Source organism: Prevotella veroralis DSM 19559 = JCM 6290 (assembly GCF_000377625.1).
Lineage (GTDB): Bacteria > Bacteroidota > Bacteroidia > Bacteroidales > Bacteroidaceae > Prevotella > Prevotella veroralis.
The window spans coordinates 23,869-37,591 of sequence record NZ_KB898331.1 but is presented as its reverse complement, the minus strand read 5'-3'; the positions used below and the strand labels follow the sequence as shown (position 1 = coordinate 37,591).

At 44.0% G+C, this 13,723-nt stretch carries 10 protein-coding genes; 6 read left to right on the top strand and 4 right to left on the bottom strand.

Translation table 11 applies throughout. The features are described 5' to 3' along the window. The first annotated feature begins 83 nt into the window (after positions 1-83). The 3 genes from D464_RS0107385 (at position 84) to D464_RS0107375 (ending at position 3,875) form a co-directional block, all read left to right on the top strand. The gene (locus D464_RS0107385; RefSeq protein WP_024985862.1) at positions 84-815 is read left to right on the top strand and encodes a M15 family metallopeptidase; all 732 of its coding nucleotides are present in this window, start codon (positions 84-86) and stop codon (positions 813-815) included. A gap of 127 nt (positions 816-942) precedes the next feature. Next, positions 943-2,253, top strand: a complete 1,311-nt coding sequence (locus D464_RS0107380) for a class I SAM-dependent methyltransferase (RefSeq protein ID WP_018910835.1) — start codon at positions 943-945, stop codon at positions 2,251-2,253. A 71-nt stretch (positions 2,254-2,324) separates the two neighbouring features. Then, positions 2,325-3,875 carry an endonuclease I family protein gene (locus D464_RS0107375; protein ID WP_026284657.1) on the top strand — a complete coding sequence of 517 codons (1,551 nt, stop codon included), beginning with the start codon at positions 2,325-2,327 and terminating at the stop codon, positions 3,873-3,875. Between the two features lie 296 nt (positions 3,876-4,171). On the opposite strand, the gene D464_RS13640 is transcribed toward D464_RS0107375, so the two are convergent. Continuing rightward, positions 4,172-4,399 (bottom strand): hypothetical protein, encoded by a 228-nt coding sequence (locus tag D464_RS13640; RefSeq protein ID WP_154649589.1) that lies wholly within the window; start codon positions 4,397-4,399, stop codon positions 4,172-4,174. 368 nt (positions 4,400-4,767) lie between these two features. On the opposite strand from D464_RS13640, the gene D464_RS0107370 reads away from it, so the two are divergent. From D464_RS0107370 to D464_RS0107360, 3 genes are all read left to right on the top strand, one after another. Continuing rightward, positions 4,768-5,949: a hypothetical protein gene (locus D464_RS0107370; protein ID WP_018910833.1), complete on the top strand. Its 1,182-nt coding sequence runs from the start codon at positions 4,768-4,770 to the stop codon at positions 5,947-5,949. Positions 5,950-6,125: 176 nt separating this feature from the next. Next, positions 6,126-8,069 carry a DNA topoisomerase IV subunit B gene (locus D464_RS0107365; RefSeq protein ID WP_018910832.1) on the top strand — a complete coding sequence of 648 codons (1,944 nt, stop codon included), beginning with the start codon at positions 6,126-6,128 and terminating at the stop codon, positions 8,067-8,069. Between the two features lie 320 nt (positions 8,070-8,389). Then, a complete protein-coding gene (locus tag D464_RS0107360; RefSeq protein WP_018910831.1) occupies positions 8,390-9,976 on the top strand; it encodes a S41 family peptidase in 1,587 nt (528 codons plus the stop codon). Positions 9,977-10,267: 291 nt separating this feature from the next. On the opposite strand, the gene D464_RS0107355 is transcribed toward D464_RS0107360, so the two are convergent. The 3 genes from D464_RS0107355 to D464_RS0107345 are packed head-to-tail and all read right to left on the bottom strand — an operon-like array spanning position 10,268 to position 13,603. After that, positions 10,268-11,344, bottom strand: a complete 1,077-nt coding sequence (locus tag D464_RS0107355; RefSeq protein ID WP_004358885.1) for a helix-turn-helix transcriptional regulator — start codon at positions 11,342-11,344, stop codon at positions 10,268-10,270. 15 nt (positions 11,345-11,359) lie between these two features. Then, positions 11,360-12,466: an AraC family transcriptional regulator gene (locus tag D464_RS0107350; RefSeq protein WP_024985863.1), complete on the bottom strand. Its 1,107-nt coding sequence runs from the start codon at positions 12,464-12,466 to the stop codon at positions 11,360-11,362. 6 nt (positions 12,467-12,472) lie between these two features. Further along, a complete protein-coding gene (locus tag D464_RS0107345) occupies positions 12,473-13,603 on the bottom strand; it encodes a helix-turn-helix transcriptional regulator (RefSeq protein WP_018910828.1) in 1,131 nt (376 codons plus the stop codon). Between the last annotated feature and the right edge of the window lie 120 nt (positions 13,604-13,723).

Here is a 13,723-nt window from a genome sequence, read left to right as displayed (position 1 = left end):
TTCAATCCATCATGGTTGTAAGAAAGCATAGAACCTGTCCTTTTTTAATCCTTACCTATTAGTCTGTAAAAGAGAAGTTGATGATGAAACGAATCTATTACGCACTACTCGCACTATTCCTTTCCACCACTTATATATATGCACAGAAGCCTGTACAGAATCGTCGCTTGGCTGCTGGTCAATCTATGGAGAGGCAAGGTTTGGTGAATATTAAGCATGTTGTGCCCTCAATAAAGGTTGCTTTAATGTATGCACGCACCGATAACTTCTGTAATAAACAGCTCTATTGCGATCTTCGTGATGCTTATGTTCTACCGAATTGTGCGAAGGCTCTGTGCAAGGCACAGGCAGAATTGAAGCGTCGCAGACCTGACTTGAGTTTATGTATATTTGATGCTACACGCCCAATGAGCGTTCAGCAGACAATGTGGAACGCTGTGAAGAACACATCCAAATACTTCTATGTGTCTAACCCAGCCCATGGTGGGGGTATGCACAACTATGGAATGGCAGTGGATATCAGTATTTGTAAGGCTTCATGGAACGATGCCACATGGCGTGAGGGGGCTGCACGTTGCCACATAGACACAATCCCTATGGGAGCAAAGGTTGATCACATGGGTGCTGCAAGTCATATAGATAAGGAACAAGGATTACTTGCTCGGGGTATTATCTCACGTGAGGCACTTGCCAACCGACGGTTACTTCGAGAGGTTATGACCGCTGCTGGCTTCATGCCAATACGCACTGAATGGTGGCACTTCAACCTTTGTACGAGAGAATGGGCGAAGAGTAACTTGAGAGTGGTTCGATAGAAAAGCCTCACCCAAAGCCCCAACAAGCCTCACCCCCGCCCCCTCTCCGAATGGAGAGGGGAGTAGATAGTATCATTGGCTATTGTTAGATGGAAAGGGAAAGGTGTATAAGTAAGAACAAAAAGAGATGGTAAAACAGCAAAGGAATACACTACAACAAGGAGAGTTTCCGCTTTCGAGATACGTGCGAGAAACCCTCAATAAGCATAACATACCACTTCCTTCTCCACTCGGAGATGGTACTGGGGTGAGACTCTTAGCCCTCCAAGCGCATAACTATCCTGACATTGACATGCCATTCTTGCTTAATCAGCTCACAGGATGGCTGAAGGCGTGCACCAAGTTACCCTCATGGGCTGCGCAAGAGGATATTATTTATCCGCCACATCTATCTATGGAGCAGTGCTCAAGTGAGCAGACTGCATTGTACAAAACCAACTTGATAAAGGAATTAAGCCTCCGTAATACAGTCTCTGCATCTACGCGCTTTGTTGATCTCACGGGTGGTTTCGGTGTCGACTTCTCGTTTATTGCACGCAACTTCACCCATGCCACCTACGTAGAACGGCAAGAGCAACTATGCAAGACAGCACAACATAACTTCAAGGTGTTAGGTTTGAAGCATGCAGAAGTGGTCAATACGGATGGCACGGAATACCTCCATCAAATGCAGCCTGTCAATGTTATCTTCCTCGATCCAGCACGTCGTAACGAGCAAGGGGGCAAGACTGTACTGATAGAAGACTGTTCTCCTGATGTGTTGATAATAGAGAAAGAACTCCTACAGAAGGCAGACACTATCGTTCTGAAGCTCTCGCCAATGCTTGATTGGCACCGAGCTGTAAACGAACTAAACGTTATTGGCAACGTTGTACGTGAGGTTCACATCCTTTCTGTGCGCAATGAATGTAAGGAGTTATTGATTGTTTTGCAGAAAGAAGAGCCCCAGTCAGACACTACAATGGGCTCAATACCTAAACTCCGCATCGTATGTGTAAATGATGGTGAGACTGTTTCCTATTATGAGGAAGAGTCTGCTGGCACCTTACCAAGCATTTTTTCAAACGCACCTACAGCTGGTCAATATCTCTATGAGCCTAATGCTTCACTGATGAAAGCGGGTTGCTTTGCCCTAATCAGTCGTCGTTATGAGGTTTCTGCACTAAGTGTAAATTCTCATTTATTTGTCTCCAATAGCCTTATTGAGCACTTCCCTGGTCGCAGTTTCCGCCTTGTAGCCGTCTCATCATTCAATAAGAAGGAGTTACGTCACACTTTATCAGCTATCAAGAAAGCTAATCTTGCCGTGCGCAACTTCCCTATGAGCGTTGCAGACTTACGTAAGAAACTCAAGATAAAAGAAGGAGGAACAGATTATCTCTTCGCTACTACCGATGCAAATAACAATCATCTCTTACTCATTTGTACGAAGGTGTGAGCAATAAACAACGGTTATCTCTTCAGTAAGAAATTATCATCAATATTCATCAAAATAAATTATTAAAAACTATGAACAGGTTATTTAAAATGGTTATCGCCACGACATTGATAGGAATATCTATGTCGGCGAATGCTATCGACCGCCAAAGTCTTAAACAGTATGCCGCCTCTTTAAAAGGACTAAAGAAGGAGCAACTAAAGAATGCACTGCACACTCTGATGGACAAAAAGGATGTCTTGAAGTATGGTAGTGGTAACAAACGCACATGGTGGGGCTTTTGGTACACCGATCGTGACCCTAAAAACAATGAATGCTACAACCGTTATAGTGACAAAAAGTTCTATTTCGTCGAACACAACGGAGCAGCTATTGCAGACATGAACATCGAACACTCGTTCCCAAAGAGTTGGTGGGGAAAGATCGAGAACCAGGCTTGGTGCGATCTATATAACCTCTATCCATCTGATGCAAAGGCTAACAGCGACAAGAGTAACTACCCAATGGGAGTCGTAGTAAATGTTACCAAGCCTGCTGGAGAAGGCTATGATAAGGTCGGAACAGGCTATGCTAATGGACAACTCGTGAAGATGTGGGAACCGGGCAACCGCTTTAAAGGTGAGTTCGCACGCAGTTATCTGTATATGGCAACCACTTATCAGCACCTAACATGGGTGAAGACGGGACTGCAAAGCCTTGAGAATAACAGCTGGCCAACGCTTAGGGAGTGGGCTTATAAGCTCTACCTCAAGTGGAGCAAGCAAGATCGTGTAGATCAACAAGAGATTGATCGCAACAATGCAGCAGCCAAGATACAGAATAACCGTAACCTCTTTATCGACTATCCAAACCTCGCTGAATATGTTTGGGGTGATAGTGTGGATGTTGCTTTCAACCCCGATCTATCCATAACGACAGCTTCTGACGATGCACGTTACACTGGTGCGGTTGTTCCACCATCAGATCCAAGCGAAGATCCAAGCAACCCCGGCGGTGGAGAAGGTGGTCAAGTAACTCCACAAAACGCTAAGACTTTCGTAAAAGCTACGGCAGTTCCCGCTGTTAACAATCAGTTCCTTCTTGTTGTAAAAGTCGGTGAGAACCTCTTTGCAGGTAAGACTATTCAAGGTACAAAGAGCTACGGTTATCTGAGTGGATCAGTAGTAACAACTAAGAAAGAGATTGTCTTTACTTCCGATGAAAACCTATTCTTTACATTAGAACAGGCTGCGGGTGGTTACTACATCAAGGACGCTAAGGGGCGTTACTTCTATCAGGACGGTACGCATAAGAACTTTAATGTAGTCAACTCAACCGATAAAGCGACCATTTGGACTATAACTCCAAATACTGACGGAACATTTGTTATCACAAGTTCTGATGGTCACGTCGTACAGTACTCGACGCAATATAAGTCGTTCGGAGCATATAAACCAGCTAACACAAGTAACCTTTCACCAATGCTGTATGTCTATGATCCGACAGCAGGAATATCAACTACTAACGTTGTAAAGAGCGATGATAACGCTGTTTACAACCTACAAGGAGTACGCATGCCAAAGGATGCGCAGCTCGCACCGGGTATCTATATCCGTGGTGGAAAGAAGTTTGTTGTAAGATAGGACATCGGTTTTGAAGGCCTCCCCAAGCCCCTCCAAAGGAGGGGATGTTGCCTAACGGGATGTTATCAGACAGCTATTTAAAATAATAATGATACTATCCACTTCCCTCTCCAGACGGAGAGGGAAGTGGAGTGAGGATTCTTCTCCATTTGAAGAGGGCGTTTCTTTGATGTGAAGAAACGCCCTCGTTGAATACAAGAATAATATCCCTTGTTTGAAAATCATGATTTAATGTAGGGACAGACGCCCTCGTCTGTCCGCTTGAACCTCCTTACCTCTTTGTGAAATACGTCCTCTTATGCGGACAGACGAGGGCGTCTGTCCCTACTTTGTGTACTATCATCGTATGCAAACGACAGCCTCACTCCCGCCCCTTCTCCGTATGGAGAGGGGAGTGAATGGTGCTGTTTGCATACAGAGGGTACATCGGTTGGTGTGTAACGAGGCGGTGCTTCGCTATTTAAAACAGCAAGACTAAAAACAAAGAGACGCCTTCTTTCAATCGAAGAGGGCGTTTCTTCCATTGCAAGAAGGCGTTTCTTTGATGTGAAGAAACGCCCTCTTTGAATACGAGAACAATATCCCTTGTTTGAAAATCACGATTTAATGTAGGGACAGACGCCCTCGTCTGTCCGCTTGAACCTCCTTACCTCTTTGTGAAATACGTCCTCTTATGTGGACAGACGAGGGCGTCTGTCCCTACGTTGTGTACTATCATCGTATGCAAACAATACTCTCTACTCCCCTCTTCATTCGGAGATAGGCTGGGAGTGAGGCTCTTTCTCCAATAGAGCGAATCAGTTAAAAGATACGTTAAATTTGCCCATCTGCTGTTTTTTTAGTACTTTTGCACGTTTAAGAAAAGGAATATAACGAATATAGAATATATATAATGTCATCAATTCAGATTAAGAGAGTAGAGACGAAGAAAGACCTCAAACAGTTTATTGAGTTCCATTACGACCTCTACAAAGGGAACCCTTATGATGTGCCCAATCTCTATAGTGATGAAGTAAATACACTATCAAAAGACAAAAACGCAGCCTTTGACTTCTGCGAAGCTGAGTATATCCTTGCCTTGAAAGAAGGGAAGATAGTGGGTCGCGTGGCTGCTATTATCAACCATAAAGCAAACGAGAAATGGAAGAAGAAGGACGTTCGCTTTGGTTGGATTGACTTCATTGATGATATTGAAGTATCGCGTGCTTTGTTTAAAGCTGTTGAGGAGTATGGTCGAAAGAAAGGTATGGATGACATTGTTGGACCGCTTGGCTTCACCGATATGGATCCTGAAGGAATGTTGACCTGGGGCTTCGATAAGCTGGGAACAATGGCAACCATCTATAATTATGAGTATTATCCACAACACATGGAGAAGCTCGGTGGATGGGAGAAGGACAACGATTACGTTGAATACTACCTCGTGGTGCCAGAGAAATCACCCGAGAAATATACGAAGATAGCCGAGATGGTGGAGAAACGATACAATCTCCACGTGCGCAAACTGACGAAGAAAGACATCTTCCAAGGCGGTTATGGTAAGAAACTCTTCGACCTCATCAATCTCACATACAGTGATCTTTATGGGTTCTCAGAGCTTACGGATCGTCAAATTGACCAATATGTCAAGATGTACTTCCCATTAGCTGACCTCAACCTCGTCACTGTTATTGAGGATGGAAACAAAGACAACCAACTCGCCGGACTTGGAATTACGATCCCATCGTTGAGTCGTGCGCTTCAAAAATGCCGTCGCGGGCGTCTGTTCCCATTTGGTTGGTGGCACTTACTACGTGCTATTAAGTTCCATAAGACCGATGGTGTGGATCTTCTCTTGATGGGTTTTCTACCCGAGTATAGGTCTAAAGGAGCCAATGCACTGCTCTTTGCCGACCTTATCCCACGTTACGTTGACTACGGATTCAAGTGGGGTGAGACGCAAGTAGAGATGGAGAGCAACGAAGGAGTGCAGAGTCAATGGGGACCGTTAGACCCTATTAACCATAAGAAGAGGCGTTGCTATAGAAGAAGTCTTACCCTCGCACCTGAAACAAGGGCAGAGGGAGGTGAATAATTCGATATTCTGTCCTTTCGTCTCGGTATAATAGTTATTGTTTAGTAATACATTAATTTTAGATTAACTAAGTAGCTTCTATCTGACAAAAGAGTGTATGTTCCTTTGCTCACACATGGTAACATACGACTCTCTTCTCCGTTCGGAGAGAGATTGAAAGTGAGCTTTTAATATTTATGGACGAATTAGTTAAACCCGTAGAATACACCGATGACAACATCCGACACCTATCGGATATGGAACATGTGCGTACCCGTCCGGGCATGTACATCGGTCGTTTAGGTGATGGAAAGTTGCCCGAGGATGGCATCTATGTGCTTTTAAAGGAAGTCATAGACAACTCTATCGATGAATTTAAGATGAATGCGGGCGATAGAATAGAGATAGATATCGAGGACAACCTGCGTGTTAGCGTGCGTGACTATGGTCGCGGTATTCCACAGGGAAAGCTCGTTGAGGCGGTATCAGTGCTGAATACGGGTGGTAAATACGACTCTAAGGCATTCAAGAAGAGTGTCGGATTGAATGGAGTTGGCGTCAAGGCGGTTAATGCACTTAGTTCACACTTTGAGGTGAAGAGCTTCCGTGAGGGTAAGGTGCGTGCGCTCTCATTTGAAAAAGGTAATCTTCAAGGTGATAAAACAAAGAAGACTAACGATGAGAGTGGTACTTACATCTACTTTGAACCTGATAACACGCTATTCAAAAACTACTCTTTCCATGATGACATAGTTGAGGAGATGCTCCGCAATTACACGTATCTTAATACGGGGCTAACCATCATGTACAACGGTAGACGCATATTGAGTAGGCATGGACTAAAGGACTTGCTGACGGATAATATGACGGGAGATCCATTGTATCCTATCGTTCACATGAAAGGAGAAGATATTGAGATCGCTTTCACACACACCAATCAATATGGCGAAGAGTACTACTCTTTCGTGAATGGTCAGCATACAACGCAGGGCGGAACACATCAAACTGCATTCAAAGAGCATATTGCCAAGACAATAAAAGAGTTCTTCGGCAAGTACGAGTATGGTGATATTCGTAATGGATTAGTGGCTGCTATCGCTGTTAACGTTGAGGAACCTGTGTTTGAATCACAGACTAAGATCAAGTTAGGTTCAACCTTTATGGCTCCCGAAGGAGAGACGATTAACAAGTACGTAGGCGACTTCATTAAGACAAATGTCGATAATTACCTTCACATACACAAGGAGGATTTCACCGACATATTGGAGAGTAAGATCAAAGAAACCGAACGGGAACGTAAGGCGATGGCTGGTGTTACGAAGCTGGCACGCGAGAGGGCGAAGAAAGCAAACCTACATAATCGTAAGTTAAGGGACTGTCGTATTCACTTCTGTGACGTTAAGAACGATCGGAAAGAGGATAGTTCTATCTTCATAACGGAGGGTGATTCAGCCAGTGGAAGTATCACTAAGAGCCGCGATGTGAACACTCAAGCGGTGTTCTCATTGCGTGGTAAGCCGCTAAACTCATTCGGTTTGACGAAGAAGGTGGTGTATGAGAATGAGGAGTTCAATCTCCTTCAAGCTGCTTTGGATATTGAGGACGGACTCGACTCACTGCGTTATAATAAGGTAATAGTGGCTACGGATGCCGATGTCGACGGTATGCACATTCGCTTACTGATAATTACTTTCTTCCTTCAGTTCTTCCCTGAGCTGATAAAGAAAGGGCATGTATATGTCCTTCAGACGCCCCTCTTCCGTGTTCGCAACCGTCGGACAAAAATCAAGGATAAGCAGGTTATTGCTGATGCCGACGCTCGTCGTGCGAAAGGAGAGAAGAAGAACGACTTTATCACACGCTACTGCTACTCTGAAGAGGAGCGTGTGGCTGCTATCAACGAGCTTGGTCCTGAACCCGAGATAACACGATTCAAAGGTCTTGGAGAGATTTCTCCTGATGAGTTCGCACACTTTATAGGACCCGACATGCGCCTTGAGCAGGTTACACTCCATAAGAATGATCAAGTGTCAAAGTTGCTTGAGTATTACATGGGAAAGAACACTATGGAGCGTCAGAACTTCATCATTGATAACCTCGTAATCGAAGAGGACTTGCCAGAAGAGCAAGGGGAGATGTAAAGGAGGGCTTCGTCATAAAGCTAATTTACTATCTTCTCGTCTCTAAAGCATAGTCGATAGGGGCTTTCAAATCAGTCGACTGATTTTTAAAAACACTCGACTAATTTTTCAAATCAGTCGAGTGTTTCTCTTAAAAAGGTCGTTAGTTCTTTCGGAAAAGGTCGTCTGTTTACTCCGCAATCGTCATAAATACGATATTAAACAAGTAATAGCTGTTAATAACATCAGCGAAATAGAAGGGCGAAAGAAGGGCTCGAATAGTAGTCCTATGCGTCGTCTTTCAAAGGAAATAGAGTTTCATTAAAATACAATATTAGTCTATGAGAAGGTATATCTGTCTTTTACTCTTTTACATCTTTACCTTTTTACCATTGTCAGCGCAGCCGAAGAACAATTCACCCTTGCGTAAGTTGCAATTGGCGGAGATGGCAATAACGAACTTCTATGTGGACTCTGTGAATGAACAGAAGCTCTCGGAAGATGCCATAAGAGGGATGTTAAAGGGCTTAGACCCGCACTCCACTTATACAGATGCTAAGGAAACGAAGGCAATGAATGAGCCTTTACAGGGCGACTTCGAGGGTATTGGCGTTCAATTTAACATGATTGAGGACACATTAGTGGTGATTCAACCCATCGTGAATGGTCCTTCTCAGAAGGTAGGAATACTCTCTGGAGATCGTATCGTTAGTGTGAACGACTCGACGATAGCGGGTACTAAGATATCACGAGTGGACATTATGAAGCGTTTGAGGGGTAAGAAGGGAACAAAAGTGAAGTTAGGTATTGTGCGCCGAGGCGTCAATGGTATCCTAACATTCGTTGTCACACGTGATAAGATACCTGTTCATACGCTCAACGCAGCCTATATGATTCGCCCAGGGGTGGGTTATATTTGCTTAGAAAGCTTTGGTATGAAGACCCACAAAGAGTTCATGGATGCTGTAAAAGAGCTTGAGAAGCAAGGTATGAAGAGCCTGATACTCGACTTACAAGACAATGGGGGCGGTTATCTTCAGGCTGCCGTACAGATTGCCAATGAGTTCCTAAAGGATAACGAGATGATTGTCTATACCGAAGGACGCAATGTGCGACGCCAGAACTACAAGGCTATTGGCAACGGAAGACTACAAAAGATGCGTGTTTATGTACTTGTGAATGAGTTCACTGCATCGGCTGCAGAGATTGTTACGGGGGCTATTCAAGATAACGACCGAGGCACAGTTGTTGGGCGCAGAACCTTTGGCAAGGGGCTTGTTCAGCGTCCGTTCGACTTCCCTGATGGTAGTATGATGCGCTTGACTATCGCTCATTATTATACACCAAGCGGTCGTTGTATTCAGAAACCATACAAGAAAGGCGACTTGAAAGACTATGAGATGGATCTTGAGAAACGCCTGAAACATGGTGAACTAACCAATCCTGATAGTATTCACTTTGATACTTCTCAGAAGTTCTACACGCTTCGTAACCATCGAGTAGTATATGGTGGTGGCGGTATTATGCCCGATTACTTCGTGCCTTTAGATACAACTAAATACACGAAATATCATCGTCTCTTGGCTGCAAAGAACATCATTATGAATGCTTATCTGAAGTATGTTGATGCAAACAGAACAACTCTGAAAGGACTTTATAAGTCATTTGACACCTTCAATAAGAATTACGTAGTACCACAATCATTGCTTGACACGATTATAGCAGAGGGCAAGAAAGAGAAGGTGGAACCAAAGGATAAGGCAGAACTAACGGCTACCATGCCTTATATCAAAGTTCAATTAAAAGCACTCGTAGCACGCGATTTGTGGGATATGAACGAATACTACCGCGTTTGGAACGAGCAGAGTGACATTGTGAATAAGGCCATTAAACTTTGTACAGCACCTAATACGGACAGGAGTCTGTAATTGATGTTTTAATCAAAAAGCGATATAAAAGACATTACAGGCTTCTATCTTGAAGAGAAGAACGTATGTAATAAGAAAAAGCGGCATGTGTGGTTTGACAAAGCCATACGTGCCGTTTTCTGTAAATTCACATATTCTCTGCCCTAATTTTACGTGTATTTCTATTCCTACTTGTTTCCCGCTATTTACAAATGCATGGGAATAAGAAAGGAAAGGCGACTGGGATTTGAAGCTATTCAGCCATCTGGAGGATTGTTCATTACCATAAAGAGTCCTTTTCCATTCCCTCTTTCATTCTTTCTTTGATACTCTCCATTGCTGTGGTGTCATGCCTTCCAGTGCTGAAAAGAGGTGAGAGAAATTGCTGACCGATGAGAAGCCGCAGGTCTGAGCAGCCTCTGTAATACTGAGCGAGGGCTCATCAATTAGCATCTGTTTGGCTTCATTTAGGCGCAGTTGGGACAGCCAGGTACCGAAAGGCATATTCAGCTCCATGTTGAGATACTGTGAGAGATAGGTGCGATTGGTATGCAGTTGCAGTGCTACTTCGTTGAGCGTTAGCTGCGTCTTCATGTATCGTTTCTTCTTTATCCACTGTTGGATCTCTTCTTCTATCTTCCTTTTTCTCTTCTGCCTCCCTGATAGTACTACCGCTTGTTGTGCCAGTGTGTTCTTTTCAAAATGCATGGCATAGTTGAGAATAGAGACAAAAAGATGGCAAAAGAAGATGACAAAGTTGAATAGTAGTAATATGGCAATCTTTTTACTGACGACCATGACTGCAATACCCAGCACTCCAGTGACAACACCCCAATACATGGGTAGTCGTAACCACAGTATGAAAGCTTGGACAGAAGGGGGGTGCCTTTGTGTCTCCACCCGCTTGTTAAGCGATCTTCTCATCAAAAGACTAAGGGTGAATGTCTCAACGAGAAAAACGACAGAAGCAATGACAAGGATGACAATGCGAACTCTGTCGTTGCCAAATCCTCCTCCCCATAGGGTTATGATGCAGGCTATAACGGGGATGAAATTACGTTCCATGTGTTCTGACTTGATTTCTTCTTCGCTGATAATAGCGGTGAAAGCCATGATAAAAAGAGTAAGGGCAGGGAACAGTACGCCTATGGTGATGGCAATAGAATAGTAAGAAGAAAGTTCTCTGAGTTGAAAGTACCAGTGGATGAAGCTGAGGATAGCGACCATCAGCAGTCCTGTGGCAATGGCATAACGAGCCTGTCGGTAGCGACGTTTGGCAGGAGTATGGGGAAAGATAATGAAGAATAGGTTCAAGGCAAAGATGCACGCAACGATTGCCAGATAAAGTAGCAGGTAGTTATAGATACTATTGAAAAGCAAACTGTTCATTTTGTTCCCTCCTTGTTAGTCTGATTGATCCGTTTTCTTGTGTAGAGTTTGCCTACGCCATCTTATGGGTGAAAGTCCCTCATGTGCCTTGAAGTAATGGCTGAAAGCGGATGACGATGTGAAGCCTGTAGCCTCAGCAACTTGCTCCATGCTCATGATGGCATTGGATGCCAGCAAAGTCTTAGCTTGCTTAAGGCGGATTTGTCCTATCCATTCACTAAAGGTTAGGTTCAGATAGGTATTGAGGTAAAGTGAGAGGTAGGTGCGGTTGGTTCCTAACTGACGAGAAACATCATTGATGGTTATGTTTTTCGTCAGGGCAGCAGGTGTCTTTTGCCAGCGTAGGGTACATCGCTGGAGTTTCTCTATGGTACCTTTATCAAGCCGTACATTCTTCTGCGGAAGTGTGATATTCAATACGACAAAATTGGCATTGAACATATAGTTAGTGAATGACAAGAACATATAGATAATAGAAAGGAGGCAGAGTGCCTTGTAGATTTCAATGCCCCAGTGAGGGAGAATAGACGGAATATAATTGGGGAATCCCAGTGCAATAACAAGTGTTACCGAACGTGCGAGCCAGGCGATAGACTGCTTGAAATTGTCAGCATAGAAGTTAGCCATCTTTTGTTGTGCCTTTCGGTAGTAGCTGTAGAAACGGATTCCCAAAAGAATAACCATTGTTAAGAGAACCACCGTTACGGTTATATGGCTGATCAGTCTGAACGTTCCACCTATGATAGCTCCGATGCAGAGGAAAGAAAGACAGCCAGCAAGGAAGATGACATTGTGAAGTACTCTTTTTCGAGTAATGTAATCAGGTTGGACAAACGGCAGGTAGATCATAGAAAGGAGCACCGTAACAATAAGATACAAGCTTAGGCTAATGGTCTCTGGATAGGGAATGCTGTAGATTTCTTCCTCTTTCAGCCAATACAAGAACGGCTCCATGGCAAAGATTAGAAAGTTGATGGCAAGCAGTTGACGTGCCCTCGTATATAGTTGGTAAGCTGGTTTCTTCTGCTTTTGGAGTACAAGGAGACAGATGCCGAATGTGACGAGTGTTGTCCATTCTGCAAACAGAATACTTTTCAAGAGGTCTATCTGTTGGTTCATCATTATACTTTAGACGGTTGGATCCTCGCTTCTGGTCAGCCGATTGGCTGCCCGCCACTGGCTGGTTCTACTACTGAAACCCGACTGACTGGCTATCTCGTCTTGACTGGCTTCTGGGTGTTCGCTGGCATACTGAGCAGCATATTCCAATCGTAGTCGGTTGATGTAGTTATAGAATCCACCGAACTCCTGCTTGAAAACCTTTGATACATAAGTCCGACCATAATCAGTCTGTGATGCTACGTGGGCAAGTGTTAGGTGAGGATTAAGGAAGCCTTTCTTCTGCTCCACAATCTCAAGAATGTCCGCCTTTATCTGGTTTACCTTCGCTGCGCTAATACCTTCCGTATTCTCAGGCTCTATATCTTCAGGTGATGGGATGAGGTTATTTCGTCTTATGTATTGCGACATAACTTCATCCATCTTTCGCATTGCCTCGGCATTGCTGCGGTTGGGATGGAGGGAGGCGAGCAATATGATGATATGCCAACCACTGAGTAGAAAATCAATCCAGGCTTTAAGTAATCGGCTGTCTGTGAAAAGAACAATCCATCCCGTCAGTGTGTAAGCCAGCGGCTGCCAGAGTACATAATTGGCAAACCGTACTGGGAACTCCTCCTCGTTGGAGTAGTTGTCTTGGTTGTATTCATTGGTCTTGCGATAAAGCCAGAAGGTAGAATAAACAAGATAGGCGAACAGGGATGCGCCTACTCCTATACAGACGTAGGCAATCTGACCACTCTGGTGTTCTGACAACTTCTTCGGAATGATGCTTAGGGCAAAGAGCAACAAGATAATCAGTACTGGAATCGATGCCATCAGTCGCAACCTATATTTCTCCCGCTTATAGCCAGAAGGATCAAAGTACTTGTGAAACAGTATGATCCATGTCGTCGGCATGAAGAGAATCGCATAGAACTTTGCCAGCATCCAAGTCTCTGTACGCATCGGATTGAGTACGTAAGGAAATAGAGCGATAGAGAAAAGAAGAAAGAAAATGCTTATTTTTCGTGCTGGGAAGAACTTGTCTGCGTATTTTGCATAGGGAGAGCACACGTGCCCCCATCTTATTGCTGCAAAGAAGACGCAGGAGAGGATAAAGGAGAAGCAGCCCAAAGAATATATCAGGATGTTGCTCATGAATAGGTGTTATTATTTATGTAAAGACAGATGTAAAGGCAGACAATATGCCCTTTTTGTTGTCTGTAGCACTGCAAAGTTAGTAAAAAGAAACGATAAATTACCTCTTTCGTTGTTTAG